The 21,586-nt window shown below is 48.1% G+C and carries 17 protein-coding genes; 16 read left to right on the forward strand and 1 reads right to left on the reverse strand.

The window, feature by feature from the left end:
• Positions 1-31: 31 nt before the first annotated feature.
• From B0475_RS10515 to B0475_RS10535, 5 genes are all read left to right on the forward strand, one after another.
• Positions 32-457 carry a DUF1801 domain-containing protein gene (locus tag B0475_RS10515; protein ID WP_077411832.1) on the forward strand — a complete coding sequence of 142 codons (426 nt, stop codon included), beginning with the start codon at positions 32-34 and terminating at the stop codon, positions 455-457.
• Between the two features lie 64 nt (positions 458-521).
• Positions 522-1,352, forward strand: coding sequence for an alpha/beta fold hydrolase (locus B0475_RS10520; RefSeq protein WP_077411798.1), 831 nt, complete (start codon positions 522-524; stop codon positions 1,350-1,352).
• Positions 1,349-2,878, forward strand: coding sequence for a B12-binding domain-containing radical SAM protein (locus B0475_RS10525; protein WP_198538204.1), 1,530 nt, complete (start codon positions 1,349-1,351; stop codon positions 2,876-2,878). Before B0475_RS10520 ends, B0475_RS10525 begins: the two co-directional genes overlap by 4 nt.
• Before the next feature lie 24 nt (positions 2,879-2,902).
• Positions 2,903-4,003 (forward strand): GGDEF domain-containing protein, encoded by a 1,101-nt coding sequence (locus B0475_RS10530; protein WP_077411799.1) that lies wholly within the window; start codon positions 2,903-2,905, stop codon positions 4,001-4,003.
• A complete protein-coding gene (locus B0475_RS10535; protein ID WP_157892859.1) occupies positions 3,987-4,895 on the forward strand; it encodes a 1-aminocyclopropane-1-carboxylate deaminase/D-cysteine desulfhydrase in 909 nt (302 codons plus the stop codon). The genes B0475_RS10530 and B0475_RS10535 overlap by 17 nt, the downstream gene beginning before the upstream one ends.
• Before the next feature lie 48 nt (positions 4,896-4,943).
• On the opposite strand, the gene B0475_RS10540 is transcribed toward B0475_RS10535, so the two are convergent.
• Positions 4,944-6,038 (reverse strand): NHL repeat-containing protein, encoded by a 1,095-nt coding sequence (locus B0475_RS10540; RefSeq protein WP_157892860.1) that lies wholly within the window; start codon positions 6,036-6,038, stop codon positions 4,944-4,946.
• Positions 6,039-6,171: 133 nt separating this feature from the next.
• Between B0475_RS10540 and B0475_RS10545 the strand changes: the two genes are divergently transcribed.
• The 11 genes from B0475_RS10545 to B0475_RS10595 all read left to right on the forward strand — a co-directional run.
• Entirely contained in the window at positions 6,172-6,552 is a 381-nt protein-coding gene (locus B0475_RS10545) for a VOC family protein (RefSeq protein ID WP_077411802.1), read from the forward strand.
• A 13-nt stretch (positions 6,553-6,565) separates the two neighbouring features.
• Positions 6,566-6,919 (forward strand): DUF1428 domain-containing protein, encoded by a 354-nt coding sequence (locus B0475_RS10550; RefSeq protein WP_077411803.1) that lies wholly within the window; start codon positions 6,566-6,568, stop codon positions 6,917-6,919.
• Complete coding sequence (locus B0475_RS10555) at positions 6,916-7,302, forward strand: cupin domain-containing protein (RefSeq protein WP_077411804.1); 387 nt, start codon at positions 6,916-6,918, stop codon at positions 7,300-7,302. The genes B0475_RS10550 and B0475_RS10555 overlap by 4 nt, the downstream gene beginning before the upstream one ends.
• Entirely contained in the window at positions 7,302-7,979 is a 678-nt protein-coding gene (locus B0475_RS10560) for a hypothetical protein (protein WP_077411805.1), read from the forward strand. Before B0475_RS10555 ends, B0475_RS10560 begins: the two co-directional genes overlap by 1 nt.
• A complete protein-coding gene (locus tag B0475_RS10565; RefSeq protein WP_077411806.1) occupies positions 7,972-8,463 on the forward strand; it encodes a P-loop NTPase family protein in 492 nt (163 codons plus the stop codon). Before B0475_RS10560 ends, B0475_RS10565 begins: the two co-directional genes overlap by 8 nt.
• A gap of 61 nt (positions 8,464-8,524) precedes the next feature.
• Positions 8,525-8,965 carry an acyl-CoA thioesterase gene (locus B0475_RS10570; RefSeq protein WP_077411807.1) on the forward strand — a complete coding sequence of 147 codons (441 nt, stop codon included), beginning with the start codon at positions 8,525-8,527 and terminating at the stop codon, positions 8,963-8,965.
• Positions 8,962-9,423, forward strand: a complete 462-nt coding sequence (locus B0475_RS10575; RefSeq protein WP_077411808.1) for a methyltransferase family protein — start codon at positions 8,962-8,964, stop codon at positions 9,421-9,423. Before B0475_RS10570 ends, B0475_RS10575 begins: the two co-directional genes overlap by 4 nt.
• 294 nt (positions 9,424-9,717) lie before the next feature.
• On the forward strand, positions 9,718-10,446 hold the full coding sequence (locus B0475_RS10580) for an START domain-containing protein (protein WP_077411809.1): 729 nt from the start codon (positions 9,718-9,720) through the stop codon (positions 10,444-10,446).
• A gap of 106 nt (positions 10,447-10,552) precedes the next feature.
• Entirely contained in the window at positions 10,553-15,358 is a 4,806-nt protein-coding gene (locus B0475_RS10585) for a GNAT family N-acetyltransferase (RefSeq protein ID WP_077411810.1), read from the forward strand.
• A gap of 377 nt (positions 15,359-15,735) precedes the next feature.
• Positions 15,736-16,521 (forward strand): alpha/beta hydrolase, encoded by a 786-nt coding sequence (locus tag B0475_RS10590; protein WP_077411811.1) that lies wholly within the window; start codon positions 15,736-15,738, stop codon positions 16,519-16,521.
• Positions 16,518-21,586, forward strand: a 5,069-nt coding sequence (locus B0475_RS10595) for a beta-ketoacyl synthase N-terminal-like domain-containing protein (protein ID WP_157892861.1), incomplete at its 3' end; no start/stop codon positions are given. The genes B0475_RS10590 and B0475_RS10595, both read left to right, overlap by 4 nt.

Consider the following 21,586-nt stretch of genomic DNA (forward strand, 5'->3'; position numbering starts at 1 on the left):
TCATGAAATCAAGCATCAGCAGAGCACAACCATGAGTCAAAATAAAACCCAACCCACAGAACAAAGTGTGATTCAATTCCTCACCGCTGTGACTCCGGACCAAAAACGTCAGGATGCCTTTGCTTTGTTGGAAATGATGGAACGGTTATCGGGCTATCAGGCGCAGATGTGGGGCCCGAGCATCATCGGTTTTGGTCAGTACCACTACAAATATGATTCAGGTCGCGAAGGCGATTTCATGCGCATCGGTTTTTCGCCACGTAAAACCAATCTCTCGTTATACATCATAGCTGGTGTCGACAAACACCAGGACTTGCTGGCTGAACTGGGTAAACACAAAACCGGAAAATCCTGCCTGTATGTCAACAAATTAAGTGACGTACGGCTTAATGTGTTGGAACAATTGATTGTCAAAGCGTTAGAATACATGGCCGAGAAATACCCTGAAGACGCGTGAACACCTGCATTGAATGTGTTCATGGCTGTCTACCAGGCAGCTGATGAAGAACTGACAGAACAACATGCAAGAATTACCCGCCCAAACATGGGGAACAGATACTGGCCAGAGCCCCATTTATTTTGCCCACGCCAATGCTTATCCTCCCGGCAGTTATGTGCCGATCATTGAAGCGCTCAGTGGGTATCGCCAGGTGGTGGCATACAAGCAAAGACCCCTGTGGCAACCAACTCCCGACCCTGACAGCATCCGCAACTGGCATGACCTGGCCGATGATGTGATTCGCTTTTTTGATCAACAACAGCTACGTAACGTGGTGGCTGTGGGTCATTCGCTGGGTTCAGTGACGGCATTTTTGGCAGCCCGCAAAAGACCCGATCTGATCAAAGCCCTGGTGATGATCGAACCAGTGGCCTTACCGTGGGTGTATTGTGCTTTGACCCGGCTATTTCCGGTTCTGGTTAAACAACGGGTTGCCATCATTAACAAAGCCCTGGGGCGGCCGAATCAATTTGAGTCGCTGCAGGCGGCCTTTGATTTTCACCGCAAACCGCGGGCCTTTAAACGCATTTCAGATGAACACCTGTGGCATTACATCCGGGCAGGGATCAATCAAAGTGCAGATGGTTTTACGCTCACTTATCCGCGTGAGTGGGAAGCCAGGGTTTATGCCACCGCGACTTATTTTCGCAATCAGTTGTGTGCGGCCGAATTACCTGTATTGGGGATGCGCGGTGGTCATTCAGACACCATATCATCAGCGTTCTGGGAACGTTGGCAGAATAACCCCCACCATCAGTTTGCCGCCTTCCCTGAACAAGGCCATTTGTTGCCTCTGGAAAATCCTGAAGGGGTGATCCGGGCGATGCGGCCATTCGTTGAGCAACACCTGTGAAGCAGTTGGATACACAGCAGGAAAAGGCCCCGGGTGCCATTGTGCTGAGCACCCTGAACAGTCGGTATATCCACTCGTCTTTCAGTTTACGATACCTGTATGCCAATCTGGAGAACCTTCAGGCACAGGCACAGATCAGAGAATTCACCATTCATGACAGGGCGATTGATGTGGTGGAAAAACTGCTGGCAGGTCAACCGCGGATCATTGGTTTCAGTGTGTATATCTGGAACGTGGTGGAAACCACCGAAGTGGTCAGGTTAATCAAAACCGTGGCCCCCGAAGTGGTGGTCATACTTGGAGGCCCGGAAGTCAGTCATTTGCCTGATCAGCCCGTGCTGGTTGACTATGCTGATTATGTCATTAAGGGCCCTGGTGAAACCAGCTTCAAACATTTGTGTGATGCTTTGTTAAAAGGCGATGGGCCAGCAGACCGGGTTATCAATGGTGTTCCGCAGGCCCTGGAAGAACTGACCATGCCTTATGCGCATTATGATGCCGAAGACATCAGCAACCGCATCATTTATGTTGAGGCCTCACGGGGTTGTCCGTTCAAATGTGAATTCTGTTTGTCTTCACTTGATCGCACATCGAAAACGTTCACCCTGGATCGCTTTCTGGAAGAGATGGATCGCTTGTATCAACTGGGTGCGAGGAATTTTAAGTTCATTGATCGAACATTTAACCTCAAAGTATCTCACTCAACCACCATCCTGCAATTTTTTCTGGATCGCATGGATGACCGTTTGATGGTGCATTTTGAGGTGATACCTGATCGCTTACCAGATGCCCTGAAAGCCTTGTTGGTGCAGTTTCCTGCCAATTCACTGCAATTTGAAGTGGGCGTGCAGACTTTTGACCCGGAGATTCAGTCACTGATCAGTCGGAGACAAGACAATGAACAAACCAAACAAAACCTGATTTGGTTGCGGCAGGAAACCCGGGCCCACATTCATGCGGATTTGATTTTCGGCTTACCCGGGGATACCCTGGCTGGTTTTGCTCAGAGTTTTGATCAGTTGTATGAATTGGGCCCCCAGGAGATTCAACTGGGCATCCTCAAACGTTTGCGTGGTGCACCGATCAACCGTCACACTGAAACCTATCAGATGAAATACAGCCCGGCGCCACCTTACACGGTGTTACAAACCCGGGACATCAGTTTTACCGAGTTACAGCGGGTGGGTCGTTTTGCCCGTTACTGGGACATCTTTGGTAATCAGGGGCGGTTCAAAAACACATTGCCGGTGCTGATGGGAGAGCGGCCTTTTATTCGTTTCCTGACCTTCAGTGATGCGTTGTTTGCCGAAGCGCAAAGCACCTGGAAGATTTCCCTTCGCAGACAATTTGTGTTGCTGTATCAGATTGTTCCAACCGCCCTGGGTGTCGACCCTGCTGTGTTGCTGGAAGTTCTTCAGCAGGACTTTGACCGAAGTGGGGAAAAAGGTGAGTTGCAATTTCTGCTGAATCCCCAAAAGAACCACAGAAAAAGCCAGCAAAACGCCCGTCAGGCGCGCCATTTATAAAACCACAGCTGTTATAATCATTGCGTGAATCAGGTGCAGCCAGCAGCAAAGAACAATCATCAGGGGTTTCCTGACTACCTTGGTTATCAGGCCGAGCGACTGATTCCAGTGGCCAGGATCATCTTGTCATTGAGCCTGGTTTACCTGATTGGCTTTCTGTTCATTGACTATTTTCGTTATCCGGCATTGTTTGAACAGATTCTGCTGCTCAGGGTGCTGGCGGCATTGCCTTTATTGCTGTTGTTGCGTTTGATACACCGGCAACACAACCATCGCTTCATTCCGCTGTGGTTCCTCTCTTTGGGCCTGTTGTCTTTTGTGTTTTTTTTGGCGCTGAATTTATTGGTTCCGGAAAAAAAGGACATTGTGGTGCTGGTGCCGGTGTTTTATGTTTTGGCGGTGATGGCCATGGCGCCATTGTTCACCACTGGTATGCTGCTGGTTTTCTTTTTGGTGGGCTTTCTGATTTACTACTGGTGCGGTTACTTTTTCATTGCCGATCATCAGTTGGTTGGCCGGGTCTTTCCTCATATGACAGCCATCATTGTGTTCACGGTGATCTCAGTGATCAAAATCAAACAATCAGCCGAAGAACATTACCAGCTGGCCAAAAATCTGCACTGGCAGTCGCATCATGATCCCTTGACAGGGGCCCTCAACCGAACGGGTATGTTTGCCTGGTTGAAAGAGCACGGCTTGTTCACCAGTAAAACCTTTGAGCCGGTGTCACTGGCCATGCTTGATCTGGATCACTTCAAACGCATCAATGACGAATACGGGCATGACGTTGGAGATCTGGTCATCAAACAAAGCGCCCAACTCATTGAACGTAACCTCAGCCAGTCATCCCGGTTGGCCCGCTTTGGCGGAGAGGAGTTTTTATTGGTGTTACTTGAGGGGTCTGACGGGGAAAACCTGCGTTGTGCCAACCAGATTCTGCAGCACTTCAGGGAATGGCTTTTCAAAACAGAGGATGGCTCGGTTTTTGGGGTAACCGCCAGCATTGGATTTGTGAACCACCGGCAACCGAACAGCTTCACAGAATCACTCAAGGAAGCCGATGATTTGTTGTATCAGGCCAAAGCGCAAGGCCGGGATCAATTGCAGGATGGTCATCGTCGCTGAACAAAACATCACTCCGGTAGAGCCCATAGATGTGTTGGGGGTAAGGGTCCTGGTTAAACGAGAAGACCTGAATCATCCGGTGGTGCAGGGTAATAAACGACGAAAGCTCAAATACAACCTGATCAAGGCCAGCCACAATCCGGGCCAGACTGTTTTGACGTTCGGTGGCGCGTATTCGAACCACTTGCTGGCCACCGCTTTTGCTGCACAAGAGCAACAGCTTAAAGCCATCGGAGTGGTTCGGGGTGACGAGCTTCAGCATAATCATGCCATTTGGTCAGATACGCTGTATCATTGCCAGCGTCTGGGTATGGTACTGACTTTCATCAGTCGATCTGAATACCGGCAAAAAGAGCAGGGACAAACCGTTAAAGCGATGCTCAGAACAACCCCTGATATCCTGGTGATTCCTGAAGGGGGCAGTAATGATCTGGCGGTTAAAGGCGTGGCAGAACTGGTTACAGAAATCGACCTGCAGGGACATCAACCGAGCCATTTGATCTGCCCTGTAGGAACGGGAGGCACCCTGGCCGGATTGGTTCGTGGCGTGGGTGAAACAGGCTGGAACTGTGAGGTGATTGGAGTGGCTGTATTGAAAGGCTTACAGACTGTCAACCAGGACATAACGCAATGGTTGGCCGGCCACAAGGCGGCCAGGAGTTGGCGCGTTCTGCATGACTATCATTGCGGCGGATATGCCAAAAGCGTACCAGAACTGGCTCGTTTTTCGGTGGCTTTTGCCCAGCAACAGGGTTTTGAATTAGATAAAATTTACAACAGCAAAGCGTTTTATGCACTGGCCCAAATGATTAAATCCGGGCAACTGACCGCTCATGACCAACCCATGATCATCCACACCGGTGGATTACAGGGCGGCACCTTTCAGCCATGAAAAAACCCTCACCAGGAGGGTTTAATCAGGTGGCTATATTGGGTCTTGTCAGGCGGTGTGCCGAAACCTCAAGGTGAGCCCCATCAGCAGCAGAATAAGCACCATCAATCCCCAGAAAGAAATGCCTGGCACGGGGGCTGGTGGCTCGGGAGAGCCGGCCTGAACGAAAGTAATGAAGCGTGCGCTGACGCCGGATATTTTGGTTTCTACCAGGTTACCTGTGCGGTCAATTTCATGAACGCCACTGCCATTGGTGGTCAGGATGTTGCCGTTTTCCAGCTCATAAACACCACGGTAGCCACCCAGTGAAACTGGATCATAAATACCAACCAGGGTACCTGTGCTGGTGTACTCTACAACACCTTCTTCAGTCCCGGTAAAGTTGCCTACCAGGAAATTTCCGTTGGTCATTTGATACAATTGTTCTGGAAAAGTGTCGATGGAACTGAGATCAGCCAGATAAGACCCTGTGCCATCATAACGCATCAGGTTATCACTGTTGATGCCTCCGACCAGGAACTCCCCTGCGGCTGTAGGAATGACATCAAAAGGTGAATCCAAACCGCCGGCGCCATTGGCCACAAAGTTCCCAAGGAAGTTTCCGGAAGTGTCGAATTGCGCAATCGCATCGTCATTGCCACCACCGCCTACCGTGACCAACAGATTGTTATTGCCATCCAGTGCGATGCCGCGGACGTTATCTAGAATATTGGTGTCGACACCACCTGCCGGTGCAAAAACCCCCAGGTAGTTACCGGCCAAATCATATTGTTGTACCAGGTCCTCAAGCTGATCTGATACCAGAATGCTGTTTTGGTCAGCAGCCAGAATGGCTTGAATGGGGGTGGATAAATTGACGGGATCTGCAGGTATGAAGTCTGGATCAATCAGGTCGCCGGTGGCGGGGTCAAAAGCCATAACCCGGTCATTGGTTGATTCAGGTATCAACAACACGCCGGTATCAATCAGGCTTCCCATCACTTGTTCAAAGTTGTCAGGATTCCTGACGGGCAAGACATCTGGACTGGGTGAATGACCTGATATTTCTTCGGCCAGTGAAAAGGCGTGCAATGAGCCGGCAGCGGAAAGCAAGCCAGCCAAAAGAAACACAGTTAATCGTGGTGTGAGATGACGGTAAATCATGAATCCTCCCAAGGAAAAATGCAAGATGCATCCATCATAAACAACCTTGCGGTGCTTTGTAAATGAAACACTGTGATTGTCTGCTTCAACGGACATGATGTAGGATGGAGTCTCTTTCAGACAGGAGCGACAGATGAGTAAGCACAATCCAGTAGGCTGGTTTGAACTGTATGTCCAGGACATGCAGCGGGCCAGGGCATTTTATGAGGCCGTTTTAAATACCACATTGACTGAAATCGTGATTCCTGATGCCAACATTGAAATGTGGGGATTTCCACAGGACATGGAGGCCACTGGCAGTTCAGGCGCATTGATGAAAGTGGCAGGTGTGTCATCCGGTGGCGGAGGTACCCTGATTTACTTTAATTGTGAAAATTGCGCAACAGAAGCAGCCAGGGTTGAGGCCAATGGAGGTGAGGTTTTGCAGGCAAAGATGGCCGTTGGCGAATACGGTTTTGTGTCTTTGATCATTGATACCGAAGGCAACCGCGTCGGGTTGTTTTCCAACCATTAATGGAGCCATGGCAATGAGCTTTGTGGATGGTTTTGTGGCGGCTGTACCTACGGTGAATAAGGCACAGTACCAACAACACATTGAATTGGCTGGTCAAGCTTTTAAGAAACATGGTGCGCTGCAGTTCGCAGAGGGTTGGGGTGTGGATGTACCTCCAGGTAAAATCACTTCCATGCCCGATGCAGTGAAGAGTCAGGCCGATGAAACGGTGGTTTTTTCCTGGCTTGTGTGGCCAAGTAAAAAAGTGCGGGATGAGGCGATGCCAAAAGTGATGGCAGACCCATGGTGTTCGAATGAACAAAACCCGATGCCTTTTGATGCCAGCCGTCTGATCCATGGTGGCTTTGATGTTTTGGTGAATTTATGACTGATGAAAAAAACAGAAAAGGGGTGGTTAACCTCAAGGAAAAGGCGGCATTACTGACCGAATTGTGGTCCCCCAGAGTGGTGGGAGAGGTCGATGACAGTTATGTCAAAATAGCCAAAATCAAAGGTGAGTTTACCTGGCACGACCATCAGGAAGATGAATTTTTTCTGGTTCTCGATGGCCAACTGGACATTCACATGCAAGACCACACAGTGAGACTCAATGCCGGTGAATTTTATGTCGTCCCAAAAGGTGTGATGCATAACCCAAAAGCCAGTGAAGAGTGTGTTGTGTTGTTGTTTGAAAAGAAAACCACGGCTCACACAGGTAATGTTCAAGAAGACATGACACGTGATCTCAGTGAGCAACTCAGACCACTTTGATGACCAGGCAAGTGGTGACAGAAGGCCAGGTTGACAGCCAAAAACGTTGCTCAGAAGTTGATGAGGTTTACTTGCAACAAGCAGAGCAGCAGGCGTTTGAGTTGCTTTATCATCAAAGACAGCAATTCAATCAACGTTGGCAACAAAACACCATCATGCAATGGGTCAAAAACACAGCACGCTGGATTGGAATAATGGTCTGCGTAATTGGATTTATGATTTGTCTGGCATCTGTGATTGGTGGATATACCTGGTCCGGATCACAGTGGCCACTCTTGCTGTGCCTGGGGTTGTTTTTGTTGTGTGGTGTGCTGTTGTATAAAGCGCCGGATTTCGAGCCGGTTATGCTGCGCTGGACCGACCAGGTGTCATACAAATCTTGCCGCAAAATGGCTCAGCGATGTATCAAAGGTGCTCATCAAATGGCACCATTCACTGCGCGGTACGAGCTCAACGCCGGCAACATCAGTTATCACCGAGATCAACAGGAAGCCGGGAATGCCGTGTGGACCAGATCCTTTAAAGGTCATGCCCTGATTGGTGAGCAGCTCACCATACTGGTCAAAAAAGAACGATCGCTGTATCCGCAGGTGGTGATTTTGTTGCCACCAACGGATGATTGGCTCAATTGTCTTAAAACCCACAACATCAACCATTATCGGAGCGGCTATGGTTAACAAAATCATCATATTTGGCAATTCAGGATCGGGCAAATCCACCCTGGCAAACCGCTTAAAACAACAGCAAAATCTGGCACACCTGGATCTGGACACCTTGGCCTGGGAGGCGACCAACCCGCCGGTTCGTCGCCCGCAAGAGGCGTCTGTGAAAGACATTCAGGCCTTCATCATGCAACACCCAAAATGGATCATCGAGGGTTGTTATACGGATTTACTCAACCTGATTGCACCATTGGCAGAGCTTGCGGTGTTTATGAACTTGCCAGTGGCCATGTGTCAGGCAAACGCCAGAAAGCGCCCCTGGGAGCCGCATAAATATGTCTCGCAGGAAGCTCAGGACGAAAACCTGCCGATGCTGCTGAACTGGATCGCTGAATACGATCAGCGGACAGATGAGTTTTCTCTGCAGGCACACAAAAAGCTCTTTGAGTCATTCCACGGCGATAAGATCAGACACCGGGAAAATCCGGCCAGTGGGTAAAAGGGTTGAATCACTTTGGGTGCTCCAGTAGACTGACGTTGTTATCCACCAACCGAACACCATGAAAAACCGAAATGAATTTGATCAGGCCTTACCTGTACAGGTCAGATTACCTGTGCAATGGGGCGAAATGGATGCCTTTGGCCACGTTAACAACACCCAATATTTTAAATATTTTGAATCTGCCAGGATTGCCTATTTCAATGCCGTTGGGGTGATGAAAGACATGCAGGATAAACAATTGGGGCCGATTCTGGCAGAAACCAGTTGTCGTTTTAAACGTCCGCTGGTATTCCCAGATGACGTACTGGTCGGAGCCGGGATCACCGAGTACCACGACTATGGATTCATGATGCGCTATGGCATTTTCAGTCTCGGTCAGAACGCCGTGACATCCGTTGGCTCCGGGCGCATTGTGATGGTGGACTACAACACAGGAGGCAAGGTGAAGCCGGATGATGAACTGTTGGCAGCCATCAGAACCCTTGAATCAGTGCAGTGAAAAGCCTGTCTCTGAAAGTACCACCGGCTTTGTTGATGCTGGTCTTTGGTGGTCTGATGTGGCTGCTCGATGGTTTGCTGCCGGACTTGCGGCTGATGATCAGCTGGCTTGACGTTTTGACTGCGGTCATCACGGTGTTGGCGGTGGTCCTCATCTTGTCGGGTATCATCAGTTTCCGTCTGGCACAGACCACCGTTGATCCGCTGCATCCCGAACGGGCCAGTTCAGTGGTCACCACTGGTATTTACCGCTGGACCCGAAACCCAATGTACCTGGGCTTTCTGTTGCTGCTGCTGGCATATGCAGTTAAATTGTCCAATCCCATCGTTTTGGTGTTGTTGCCGGCTTTTGTCTGGTACATGAATCGTTTTCAGATCATCCCGGAAGAACAGGTACTCACGGAATTGTTTGGTGAAGCTTATCAGCAGTACCAAACACAAGTGAGGCGTTGGATTTGAAGCCACAAAATTAAATCACACCCTGGTGTCAGGCGGACATGAACTGCTGGCGTTGTGGCTTCGGTTTTTGCTGCAAAAGTGGTGTGGCTTTTTATCCAAGGCTGGGTTGATTCCGGCGCCATTGAATTGTCATTTTATTTCAGATTTTGTGTGTTCACATAACATTAGACTTGTGATAACATGCATCACAAGTTGTACATAAGATATCAAAAAGATTGCGCTCAGTGGCAGTGAATTATGATCTGATCACAGCAGCAAAACTCAACCCTCTCGCCTTTGAATAAACATTAAAAAATGAACACTCCAGTAAATACAGCAAAAAAAAGAAGTCTGATCAAAAGAATTTTTATCTATCTTGGCTATCTGATCCTGGCTCTGGCCCTGTTGGCCCTGGTGGCTAAGTATGTGTGGAGGTATTCAGGTGATGGTCACTGGAAACTGGAGATAGATCGTGACGGTGTTCAGGTTTACAGTAAAAAAGACAGTGGCTCCAGTCTGTTAAAGTACAAAACAATCCGACGGGTGAACTACCCATTGCAACAACTTGTGGCATCCATCAAGGACACCACCTTGCAGAACTGTAAAGACTGGTTTCCAGAATGCATCAGCATGGAAACCCTCAAGGAATGGGATCCTGCGACGTTATCACACACTCATGTTTGGACCATGGGGTTTGGCGAGCCACTTACCCCCAGGGATTTGGTGGTGGAACAAAAGTTTACCCAAGACCCGGTTACCAAGTCCGCGTTGGTTGAAATAACCGCCAAACCTGACTTGATTCCAGAACGGGATTGTTGTGTTCGCATTCCTCGCATGAATAACACTTGGCGATACACGCCTTTAGAAAATGGCGAAGTGGAAGTCGAGTTTGTACAAGATTCAGATTTTGGTGGGATGATTCCTGACTTCATGATGAACATGGATGGGGCTGAAATGAACCACTACTTCATCAGTGAAGCCTGGCTTGAATTGGTAGATCAGGAGAAGTACCGCAATGCCTCTTTTGACTTCATTGTTGAATGACTAACCGTTCATTGGTCTTCAAGTTGGCTGATCAAGCTGGTTTCGTGATTAATGGCAAAGCAGTGACAGCCAGCAAAATCTTTAAGGTCATTGGAGTTCCTTTTTAATGTCAGGTTCAGTGAACCAATGGTGCCAGGGATACGTCGCTGTTGCGTTGACTGCATTTTGTCAACAGCGATCGTGGTTGGAAAAACTGGATCAGCAAAAACCCAATGACTTAGGGGATTTTGTAGACCAAAACACCGAAAACAACAAGGGTCATTGGCATGTTGTCATGCAAACGCTTGATGTGTTGGGCATCATTCAGCGCAATGAAGCTGGTTTTTATCAATCGGCTGACTTGGCAGCAGCAGTCCCTTTGCTGACTGATTCACTGTCAACTTTGTATTCCAGGGACTATAACCAAAACCGATTGCGTGTACAGGACCTGAAAGCGGTCGCTGGGCTGGTCAAATCGCTGGGCAAGACCCCCAATGGCGGTCATGAATTCTTCACCGGTGCCATTCTTGTCAGTTTGCTGGTGATTCTCAGGGTCCGTGGTGATGAATTACTGACCACATTAACCAAGCTCAAGGCAGCCACCCGTCAACCAATTGTTGAATTGTTGCGAAAGCATCAACTCCTGGAGGTGTCTGCAAAAGGCATGTCAGCCTGGGGGCTAAAGCTGCTTCAAAGTGCCGAAGTTATGCAAGCCGCTTACCTGCATAGCTTGCTGGCAGATTTGTCTGGGTGGTTGAAAGGCACATCGGTCAGCACCTCCGCTGAAACCAAGCCACAAGGATCAAATGAGTTTCAGCATCGACACGCTGCGGTGTGGTCACCGCTGCACGATGCCGCGGCAAGGATCGCAGTGGATGAGATGACCCGTTGTCTGGCAGAGAGCCACCTGAAAACGACCGAAAAAATAGTTATCAACACCTCAAACAATACCGATGTTGCGTTGATACAAACCTTAATTTCAGGTCTTGATGGTGCGTTGGCTGATGGTCAGGAATCAAGATCAATCAATTGCACATTGTTTGCTGATCAATTGCTCGACAACGGCATAGACTCTGGTCTGGAAAAGGCGCTGACAGGTTGGTCGACAGCAGGTGGCTTACAGCCTGAAGTTTTCGGTTGCGTTGATGCTGAGGATCAGCCTGAAAAAACCAAAACAGTCCATGTTCTTGGCAGTTGTGGCCAGTTTTATCACGCTGTGTCTGGCAATCAGTACAGTCAAACGGTGGTGGTTCAGGCAGCAAATAACACGCAACGGTATTGCAATGCTGCGGGTGATGAGTTCTCACATGCAGATTTGCTCTCTTTTCGTCAGCACCAATTGGCTGCCTGGGCCGAAAAAGCGGCGGGTGATACGTTGTTGATTTTTGAGCGACATTCATTGTCGCCAGAAGACATCAGGCAACGGCTCGGAATGTCCGGATGTTTTTGGCCAGACACAACAGCAAAGCTGTATGCCATGCCGCAAATTTCTGCAGAATCACTGTTGGTTTTGGCTGGCAGCGTTGGCCTGTTTTCAGATGACGTTGTCAGGCCGTATCCCAAACAAGAGGACCACAACACGTTCAGTGCCCTGATGTTGCGAAAACGTGACTATGTGATTCGCAGTGCTCAGAAAGCAGATATGGCTCGATTGATTGAGCTGGAAAAACTGTGTTGGGAACACAGCCAAACACCTGAAGAGCTGATCCTCAATCGATTAGAAAACAACCCCCGAGGTCAATTTGTCCTGGAGAAATCAGGTGAAGTACTGGGGGTGATTTACAGCCAACTGATCAATGATGTCGCCGACTTGTACCAGGCTGTGGCTGACAATGTACATCACCTGCACCGGCCAGATGGCAAAGTGGTGCAGTTATTGGCCGTGAACATTGATCCAGCTCAGCAAAGCTTTGGTTATGGAGATCAGTTGCTGGAATTCATGTTGCAAGTTGGCACAGTGATGACAGGGGTGAATCGAGTCGTTGGAGTGACCTTGTGCAAAAAATATGATGGCTCAGTGCCATTTGATCATTATGTTAAATGGCAAGATAACAGACAGGACCCTGTGCTGGCATTTCACCGGGACCATGGTGCTGAAGTGGTTGGTGCAATTCCCGGATACCGACCAGAAGATGAGGTGAATTTGAACCATGGCGTGTTGGTCAGTTACGACTTGCACTCAAGGGTTCGATCGCCTGCTGGTAGCAGCATCACATCAGCTGAGCAAGCTGAGCAAGCAGACAAGAGGGCTCAGATTGCACAGCAAGACATGGCTGAATACGTCAAAAAGAGCATCTGTGATATGTTGGCCGATGACAGTGCTTTTGATTGGCACAGGCCAGTTATGGAAATGGGCCTTGATTCCGCCGATTTGATGAAAATGCAGCGGCAACTTGAAGTGTTTTTGCAAAGTCAGTTTTCGCCCGGATTGTTTTTCGAGCACAGCACTGGCGCTAAATTACTCGATTTCCTGGTTGACCAGGGCTTGGTTCAGGCTGAGGATTCAAAACCGGTAACTGACCCGGTGGCCAAACAACAAGACAGCAATCGTTCTGCAGACATTGCCATTGTCGGCATGGCATGTAAATTACCAGGTGGTATCGAATCTCCTGCCGATTTGTGGCAGGTGCTTTGTGATGAACAATCACAAATTGGTCATTTCCCGGTTGACCGATGTGATTGGCCGCTTGAAAATGATCACATTTCAAGGGGTGGATTCATCCATGGTGCGGACGAATTTGATGCAGAATTCTTTCGGGTTATGCCAGCCGAGGCCAAACTCATGGACCCTCAGCAACGCTTGTTGTTACAGCTTGCCTGGAGCTGTCTGGAAGAGGCCGGCATTCAGCCAGCGAATTGGGCAGGCTCAGATACCGGCGTATTCATTGGTGCGAGCAATACAGACTACAGCAATTTATCAAGACATTTACAGGCTGAAACGGTGGCTCACACAGCATCGGCAGGCGCATTGGCTGTCACGGCGAACAGAATTTCTTATTATTTTGATTTTTCAGGCCCCAGCTTTTTGGTTGATACCGCTTGTTCAGCTTCATTGGTGGCGGTTCATCTGGCATGTCAAGCCATGAACAACGGGGAATGCAATGCGGCCCTGGTTGGCGGTGCCAATTTAATTTGTTTTCCCGAGTTGTCGACCTCCTATGATCAGGCAGGCATGTTGTCTTCGGAAGGTAAATGCAAAACCTTTGATCGTACGGCGGACGGCTATGTGCGCTCCGAAGGGGCCGTGATGATGTTGCTGATGCCTCTGGATCAGGCGTTGAGTGGGCACCATCCGATTAAATCTGTGATTAAAGGAACGGCGATTAATCATGGTGGATTGGCAGGTGGATTGACAGTGCCTAACCCGGTTAAACAAGCTGAGTTAATCGCCACAGCATGGAAGCGGGCAGGTGTAGAGCCCAACGACATTCAATACATTGAAGCTCATGGCACAGGAACTTCCTTGGGTGACCCTGTTGAATGTCAAGGCATTCAGAAAGCAATCACTGAACATTTCCCCGATATCACTCACCAGGAAACATGCCTCCTGGGTTCAGTCAAAAGCAACTTGGGACACCTTGAATCAGCTGCGGGTATCACTGGTCTTTTGAAGGTGGTTCTGAGTCAACAGCACCAACAAATTCCAGCAACGATCAATTTCAATGAACTTAACCCAAAGATCAACCTGGCCGGCTCTATGCTCAAAGTGGCCACCCGAAGAACCGACTGGAAGGTGAAAGCAGGGCGTTCAAGAATGGCTGGTGTCAGTAGTTTTGGTTCTGGTGGTGCCAACGCGCACGTGGTTTTGAGTGAGTGGAACGCTCCTGTTCACCCAGATGAAGAAACAGGGGACCAGCTATTTATCCTGTCCGCTAAAGAGGCGGGCCAATTGAGCATATATGCTGAAAAAATGGTTGAATGGATTGATTCCTGTACAGATCAAATTGAGTTTTCCAGTTTCATTTACACCATGCAGGTCGGCAGAACGCATTGGCCAGAACGTTTGGCGATTGTGACAACAGGTTTCAACGACCTTGCCAGTCAAATCAACCAGTGGTTGGCCGGTATAGACACCAAAAACTGTTTTCACGGGCGAAATGAAGCCGAACATTCACCGAATTTAAATACCTCCAAATCAGACTTCCAGGGTGACGTTGAATCAATGGATTTAATCCGTTTTGCCCGACAATGGGTCAGGGGTGAAATGCTCGATTTCAACGGGCTGCACCCTCATCACAAAGACAAAATTTCAGCGCCGACATACCCTTTCAGACGACAAAGCTTTTGGATCGCTAAAACAACGCCGCAACTGATGCCTGACAGTGAGGTGACGTCGCCAAGGGGGGTGAGTTATGTCGAGTCCTGGGTACAGTTCCCCCAGGATTATTTGTGCAAATACGAAGAATTCAGTTGTTTCTCCCTCGGCTTTATGATCGAAAAGATGGTTGAAGTTGCGAAAAAATGTTCAAATGATTCTCGGATTAACCGCATTTCAGGCCTTAAATTTTATCCACTGTCTGTGGTTGAAAATCAACAAGTGGACTGTATGGTTCATTGTCAACCAAATGGGCAGCAACACAAGGTGACCATTCATCAGAAACGAACTTCGGGCCATCAGGCTGCGATCATTGAAGCCACCCTGGACTCAGCACCAGATATTGAAAACAATGATACATCGTTGCCATTCCCGGAACTTCAAGCGTGTGTTGATTTGACATCAGCCACTGATTTATCAAAGTTTACCAATACGCTGAAAATAATGGACCTGGTGTTTCCTTCCCTGTTATCAAGCAATGTGGCTGAAGTCAAAATTTCATCGATGTTCATGCATGAGGCCATGGAAGCGGTTGAGCCGGCATATTTATATATGTTGTCCAATGAATTGACATTTTATTCTGCGGACAAATCACCGGTGCTGTCAGTGATTAAGTGAAACGGGCATCTGTCATCAGGTAATTGATGGTTGATTGACGTCCTGATCAAAGAAAATACTGACCGTCATCACAATTGAGCAATGTATCTCCAATGCAAGCAATTTGGTTTTTTGTGAGCAAAATATTAGTTAGCTGAGTATTCATAATAATGTGAGTAAAAGAACTTGGGGTTTGGCGTTTTTTGCGGTATTATTCGGAAGGATTAGTCGCTACATTGCATTGTCAAACGGAAGCTACCAGCAGTTCATTCATTCAAAACAGAGCCGTTTTTGTGGAAAACAATCATTTCAGACGGCAACAACCAACCTGTTTGAGATCTGGGTCATGGCCCATTTTTTCTTATTACTTGATGAAACATTGAATACTACGAATAAAAATGGTGAATCTACCATCACAAACAAGACAACATAAAAACAACATCATTTTGATTCATGGACTGGGTTTGGGCGACTGGGTTTTCAATGAACAATTTGTCCCATATTTTCAGTCACAAGGCTATGAAGTCACCTTGATTACTTTACCGGGTCACTCTGCACAGGATGATGCCGGGACCAGGCAGCACATCTCGTTGCAACGTTGCATCGCCCATGTCAAAAACACCATCAAACAAATCACCGGCCCATATGTGTTGATCGGTATGAGTATGGGTGGTGGTATCTGTCAGCACATCATGGCTGATGCGCAGGGGCTGGAGCAGTTGAAAGGTGCGATATTGTTGTCATCTGTACCACCCACAAACAGTTTGGTTTTTACATTGAGAATGTGCCAAAAAATGGCTGTTCAATCACCAGACGTGTTGATCGATTTTTTTTGTAACAAGACCAACCAAAAACTGATTTTTTCTCCGCACAGTCTGACTCATATGCCAGCAAAGACAATTGACCATTTTGTCAATCAAATCATTCCTGGATTTGCCTTGTTGGAATATGAAGTGTTTTTTCAAGACTTATTCAAAAAAGCGCCTCAGATCAATCACCCATTGATGGTAATTGGTGGACAAGAAGACGCTTTATTTCCTGCCGAAGTCACTCAGTTTTTGGCCAGTTATTACAACACCACACCACACATTTTGCCTGATCTGGGTCACATGATTCCAATTGAAACAAACTACCTACATAGCCTTCAAGTCATGGAACCGTTCTTACATGAGGTATTCAGATGAAAACACAACAACCTGAACATAAAGTCATCATCGTCGGAGCAGGTCTTTCAGGGATCTGCATGGGCATTACCTTGAAAAAGATGGGCATAGACTTTGTTATATTAGAAAAAAATGATGCAGCTGGCGGCACCTGGTTTAATAATTTATACCCTGGTTGTGGGTGCGATATTCCAATGTTTGCATATTGTTACTCTTTCGAAAAATTTGAAGGCGATGCTTGGCCAAAACAGCCGGAAATTCTGGCTTATTTGAAAGACTGTGTGCGTCAATACAACATCGAAGAAAACATTGTATTCAACGCATCAGCCCAACAGGCAAAGTTTGATGAACATCGTGGTCAATGGACGGTGACTTTGGCGGAAGGAAAACAATTCACGGCACAGTTTCTGATCAATGCCACCGGTCAGTTGAATCGATTGAATTATCCGAAGATTACAGGCATTGAGCAATTTCAAAACACCGTCTGTCATTCTGCTGAGTGGGATTCTGGTATTGCCACAGCTGGTAAGAAAATTGGGATTGTTGGCAATGGCGCAACCGCCTTGCAGCTTGTTGAAGCTTTGCAGCCAGTGGCTGAACAGGTTTGTGTGTTCGCAAGAAGCGCTAAATACGTATTTCCAAGGGTAAATTATTCACCCATGACCATCAACAAAATGCATTCTGATGAGCATTTCTGGCGGGAAACAAGAGCGCGTTTTTCTGTGGCTCAGGATGAATATCGTAAGTTGTTGGACGAATACCCGAAGGTTGATCCATTTGATGAGCAGTCTGAGATGAAGCAACTTTATGCCCAGTCAAACATCAATGACTGGGATGAGTTTGATGCATTTTATACCTGGTTAGAAGGGCAGAATATGCGTCCGGATTACCCGACAGGTTGTTCACGGCCATTGGCATCCAACACCTATCACAAAGCCATCCGCGAAGCCAATGTCACGGTTTACAACGGCCACATTGATCAGTTTGATGAGCAGGGCGTGGTGATCAATGGCAACCATCAAGCCCTGGACCTGGTGATCATGGCGACGGGCTTTGACCTGAACAACCTGATACCACCCTATGAAATTGTGGGTGCAGCTGAGCAGCGCTTGAGTGACTCCTGGGCTGACAGCCCTGAGGCTTATCTGGGTTTGGCAACCGCAGGGTTTCCGAACTTGTTTTTCCTTTATGGCCCCAACACCAACACCAACTCGTCTTCGGTGACTTTTTTCGTTGAAAGTCAGGTGGAGTACATCAAACAAATGCTTGAGTCACAACAGAAAAGAGATTTCAGGCTAATCACGGTTAAACCAGATGTGCAGAAAGGATACATGCAGTACATGCTGGATAAATGCCAGCAAGCCACGGAATCTGCTGATTGTTCATCCTGGTACAAAAACGACAACAACATCAACATCAGCACGTTTCCAGGTGGATACCAGGAATACAAGGCGTTGACAGAGACCTTTCGTGCAGAAGACTATTCGATTGTATATACAGCTGCATCCAGTCAACTGAACAAGGCCACAGACGTGAGTAAGGTCATTGAAGATGTGGTCGAAATATTTTCCACAACAACGGGTTTGGCTGTCCGCGAAGTCAATGCCGGAAAACCGTTACGTGATTACGCGATGGACTCAATCCTGATCACCGATTTTATTAAACGGGTCAACAATCACTATCAATTGAATTTGGACGCTGCGGTTTTTTTTGAGTACCCGGACTTGAGCAGTTTTTGCAGCTCTTTGGCGGAAATGCTGCCAGAGGCATTGCCTTTGAGCAAAACAGCTCATGTCAGTGATGAATCGAGCCATCAGACCCCGGTCTTGCCGTCATTGAGTCACACACAAATTAAAATGCTCAAAGCCGCGAACCAGAGCATCGAAGTCAATCAACACCGGCCAAATCAGCCAAATACCTTGATTGACAGCCATGAGCCCATTGCTGTTATCGGTGCTCATGGGTACTTCCCCCAAGCCAATAATCTGGAAGAGTTGTGGGACAATCTGGCCTCCGAACGAGATTGTATTGCAGAGGTGCCGCTGGATCGATGGGATTGGCAAGCGTATTTTGGCAATCCTGCAGACGGGAACAAAACCCGGGTGAAGTGGGGTGGCTTCATTGATGGTGTGGATCAGTTTGATCCACTGTTCTTCCAAATCAGCCCGAGAGAAGCTGAATTAATGGACCCTCAACACCGTTTGTTTTTGCAGTGTTGTTGGGAGTTGGTTGAGCTGGCAGGGTATAACCCAAATGCACTCACTGACCAAAGGGTGGGGGTCATCCTGGGCATTAATCTCAATGACTATGCAGAATTGGTTCAACAGCAGGCTTCCAGGAATGACACCTTACAAATGAGTGGTTTGATGCATTTGTTTGGTGCCAACAGGATTTCATACCTCTTTGGCTTCACCGGTCCGAGTGAGGTGATAGACACCGCTTGTTCTTCTTCATTGGTAGCCATACACCGGGGCATTCAATCACTGCGACAGGGTGATTGTGACATGGTGATTGCAGGTGGCTCTAATTTGATGCTGAGCCCAAAAATGCACTTGCTGTATTCAAAAGCCGGTATGTTGGCCGTGGATGGGCGTTGTAAAACCTTCTCGGCAGAAGCCAATGGATATGCCCGTGGCGAAGGCGTTGCAGCCGTTCTGTTGAAGGGTTTGTCCGCCGCAGAAAAAGATGGCGACATGATCATGGGATTGATCCGGGGTTCATCAGAAAACCATGGTGGTAAAGCCAGTTCTTTGACAGCCCCCAACCCCATTCTGCAAGCCAGATTGGTTGAGGATGCCATCACCCAGGCAGACATTGATCCAAGAACCATTGGGTTGATTGAATGCCATGGCACAGGGACCGCACTGGGTGACCCAATTGAGTTCAATGGGTTGCGCATGGCTTTTGACAAACTTTACCAGAAATACGGTGTTGATTTCATCGGAGCGCATTGTGGTTTGGGCTCAATCAAATCAAACATTGGACATTTAGAAACCACCGCAGGCGTCGCGGGGTTGATCAAAATTCTCCTGTGTTTCAAGCACAAACAAATTCCTGCCACGATCAACCATTCACCACTGAATGAGCAAATTCACCTTAACGATACACCTTTTTACATTGTAGAAAAAAGCCAGGCCTGGAACCCCATCACCCTGAACGGAACCCGTTATCCAAGGCGGGCCGGAGTCAGCAGTTTCGGTGCGGGCGGCACAAATGCCCATGTAATTCTGGAAGAGTATGCCCCGAAAATTGACAACCCTCAAGCACATGCCGTTGATTCACCACACTTGTTTCCTGTATCTGCGAAGTCGCAATTACAATTGCAACAGAAGGTTGAAGACTTGTACACCCACCTCCTGCAGCAAATCAGCCAAGGCATTAGCGAGCACAGTTATCTGACATCAGTGGCGTATACGTTGCAGCTGGGTCGTGAAGAAATGGAACACCGGTTTTGTGTGGTCGCTGACTCCATGGCTGCTTTGATCAGTCATTTAAAAAGTTTCATTGAAAACCCTGTAGAGACGTCAGAAATTCATACAGGAAATGTGATTACTGGTGGCGACTTGGTTCACATGTTCAGTGATGACGATGATTTACAAATGACAGTGAAGCGTTGGATGGCTGGAGAAAAATTAAACAGCCTGGCCAAACTTTGGGTCAAGGGTCTGTCCCTTGACTGGAAACAGCTTCATGCCAATCGCACGCCTTTGCGTGTTCAACTGCCAACCCATCCTTTCAACAAGCAACGCCATTGGTTTAATGGTGATCACGGCTCTGAGTTGTTCTCAGGCACGGGCCAACTATTGCATCCACTGGTACATCAAAACATTTCTGACTTTAGTCGTCAGGCCTATGCAACAGATTTTCTTGGCACTGAGTTTTTCCTTCGGGACCATAAAGTCAGGCCTGAAAAAAACGCCCCTCAAAGCATCAGAATATTGCCAGCCGTTGTGTATTTGGAAATGGTCACTCAGGCCTTTCACCAGGCCACAGGTGAACCAGGCGGGTCCACTGTGGAGTTTTCTCAAGTTGCCTGGATTCAACCGTTGATTGTTGAAGAACAGCAAAAAGCGATTGTTTCATTTGATGAAAATGAACATCAGGAAATGACCTTCACGGTAGCTTCTCTTGTTGACGATCAAGAGGTGGTTCATTGTCAGGGTTTGATCAGTGAAACGGAAGTTCAAGGGTCATCAACCCACGATTTAGCAGCCCTTCAACAATCGACCCACACCGACCAATTACATGATCAGGACATCTATCAGGGCCTGTTTGACATGGGCTTGGATTACGGGCCGACTCATCGCTCACTGAAAGCCATTTATCTGGACCACCAACAACTGCTGGCACACTTAGCCATTCCTGACATCCTGGAAGTCAAACAATGGGACTTTGCTTTACACCCCAGTTTGCTGGATGGTGTTTTACAAGCGTGTAATGCCTTGATCACTGACTTGCGCCAACCCACATCTGCACCCTCATTGCCATTTGCTTTGGAATCCCTGGCTGTATTGAAGCAATGCGATACCGAAATCTTTGCCTTTATTCGCCGGGCTGAATCAGGTCAAGGTCGTTCCGGCCTTGACAAGATGGACATTGATATCATCAACCCCAATGGCGAAGTGGCGTTGGTGATCAAAGGGTTGACGGTTCGGCAAGCAAGCAAGCTGGATTTATCCAGTAAAAATGCCACGGGCCGCTTGTATGCGAGTCCGCATTGGTCGCATTTGCCGTTGTCATCGGTTACCCCGGTCAATGGCATGGGGCATCATATTTTGGTGTTTGGTGACGGTGTTGATGCTGCCAGGCTGTCGGCCTACTTGCCAGCGGCCCAGGTTGAGCAGGTTGCCTGCAGCACAACGGATTTGGCCTCTGATTATGAGACATTGGTGCTCAGTTGTCTGGATCGCTTGCAAAGGATCTGGCCCCCTGCCAACTCAGTGGGAACCTTGCTACAGGTGGTGATAGCCACAGGAGAAGACTCAGCTGTTTATGCAGGTATTGATGGTATGTTGCAAAGCGCGATGCGCGAGCATCCACGGTTGAATGCCCAGGTTGTGCAACTTGACTCAAGCCCGGATCACCA

Origin of the sequence: Marinicella sediminis, from assembly GCF_002000055.1 — a bacterium.
Classification (GTDB): Bacteria; Pseudomonadota; Gammaproteobacteria; order Xanthomonadales; family Marinicellaceae; genus Marinicella; species Marinicella sediminis.

Bases quoted from the DNA above. Each gene is read 5' to 3' on its own strand.
- B0475_RS10515 (WP_077411832.1), top strand. From the start codon at position 32: ATGAGTCAAAATAAAACCCAACCCACAGAACAAAGTGTGATTCAATTC.
- B0475_RS10520 (WP_077411798.1), top strand. From the start codon at position 522: ATGCAAGAATTACCCGCCCAAACATGGGGAACAGATACTGGCCAGAGC.
- B0475_RS10535 (WP_157892859.1), top strand. From the start codon at position 3,987: ATGGTCATCGTCGCTGAACAAAACATCACTCCGGTAGAGCCCATAGAT.
- B0475_RS10540 (WP_157892860.1), bottom strand. From the start codon at position 6,038: ATGATTTACCGTCATCTCACACCACGATTAACTGTGTTTCTTTTGGCT.
- B0475_RS10545 (WP_077411802.1), top strand. From the start codon at position 6,172: ATGAGTAAGCACAATCCAGTAGGCTGGTTTGAACTGTATGTCCAGGAC.
- B0475_RS10550 (WP_077411803.1), top strand. From the start codon at position 6,566: ATGAGCTTTGTGGATGGTTTTGTGGCGGCTGTACCTACGGTGAATAAG.
- B0475_RS10555 (WP_077411804.1), top strand. From the start codon at position 6,916: ATGACTGATGAAAAAAACAGAAAAGGGGTGGTTAACCTCAAGGAAAAG.
- B0475_RS10560 (WP_077411805.1), top strand. From the start codon at position 7,302: ATGACCAGGCAAGTGGTGACAGAAGGCCAGGTTGACAGCCAAAAACGT.
- B0475_RS10565 (WP_077411806.1), top strand. From the start codon at position 7,972: ATGGTTAACAAAATCATCATATTTGGCAATTCAGGATCGGGCAAATCC.
- B0475_RS10570 (WP_077411807.1), top strand. From the start codon at position 8,525: ATGAAAAACCGAAATGAATTTGATCAGGCCTTACCTGTACAGGTCAGA.
- B0475_RS10580 (WP_077411809.1), top strand. From the start codon at position 9,718: ATGAACACTCCAGTAAATACAGCAAAAAAAAGAAGTCTGATCAAAAGA.
- B0475_RS10585 (WP_077411810.1), top strand. From the start codon at position 10,553: ATGTCAGGTTCAGTGAACCAATGGTGCCAGGGATACGTCGCTGTTGCG.
- B0475_RS10590 (WP_077411811.1), top strand. From the start codon at position 15,736: ATGGTGAATCTACCATCACAAACAAGACAACATAAAAACAACATCATT.